The sequence below is a fragment of the Pseudomonas sp. AU12215 genome (assembly GCF_001675465.2).
Lineage (GTDB): Bacteria > Pseudomonadota > Gammaproteobacteria > Pseudomonadales > Pseudomonadaceae > Pseudomonas > Pseudomonas nitroreducens.
In genome coordinates this window covers 1-981 of the sequence record NZ_MACM02000035.1, presented here as the reverse complement: position 1 = coordinate 981, position 981 = coordinate 1, and the positions used below count along the sequence as shown (strand labels likewise).

Annotated in this window: 1 protein-coding gene; it reads right to left on the bottom strand. The window is 59.1% G+C overall.

The features are described from left to right. Positions 1-981 (bottom strand): IS1182 family transposase (locus A9513_RS09280; protein ID WP_065327383.1); only part of this gene is annotated, 981 nt, incomplete at both ends.

The window sequence follows — 981 nt, the reverse complement described above, 5'->3', positions numbered from 1 at the left end:
CAAGTTCAACACGCGTTTGAAGTTGTAGGCGAGCACATGCAGGCTCATCTCGGTGCTCACCCGGTCGAGCGTTCGGGTGAGGAAATGAGTAGAGCCCATCCAGGCCTTCAACGTGCCGAACGGATGCTCCACCGTCTGACGGCGGATGCGCATCATCTCCGGTGCCTGATCCAGGCGAGTCTGCATCGCATCGAGCACCGACTCATGCTCCCAGCGACTCACCCGGCGCTGTGCGCTCGGCGTGCACTGATCTTTCAACGCACACCTTTGGCAGTTCGAACTCCAGTAACGGTGTAGCTTTAGTCCTTTCTCGACATGTGAGAAGCGCCAGATCAGGCTTTGCCCAGCAGGGCAGCGGTACTCGTTCCTTGCTGCGTCATAGATGAAGTCACCTTTGCCAAAGCGGCCAGCCGCTGTTGCTCCAGAAGTCAGCGTCTTGGGCACGAAAGCGGTGATGCCAGCTTCGTGGCAGGCGAGGATTTCCTCGCTCTTGAAGTAGCCTCGGTCGGCGACCACCGAGAGCGCTTCCACGGCCATCACTTCCCGCGCCTGCATGGCCATGCTGCTCAGTTGGTCACGGTCGACGCCGTCGTTGGTGACTTCGTGCGTCACGATCAGGTGATGCTTCGTATCGACCGCAGCTTGGACGTTGTAACCGACCATCCCGGTGCCGCGCGTCATCATCGAGCGTGCATCAGGATCGGTCAGTGAAATCTGCTTGTCTGGGGCAGTCTGGAGCTGGCTCTCGATGGCCTGGAGTTCCTGCATCTTCACTTTTAATGCCACGATCTTGCTGTGCAGTCGCTCGGCCTTGGCTTGGGCCACGGCAGGCTCCTGCCGGTCGGCAGTGTCTAGGGCGGTGAGGTAACGGCTGATGCTGGATTCKATTTCCTCCATCCGCCGTTKCAGTTTGGCACTGGTAAAGTTGCGATCACGATTGTTGACCGCCTTGAACTTGCTGCCGTCGATAGCCACCAGCGC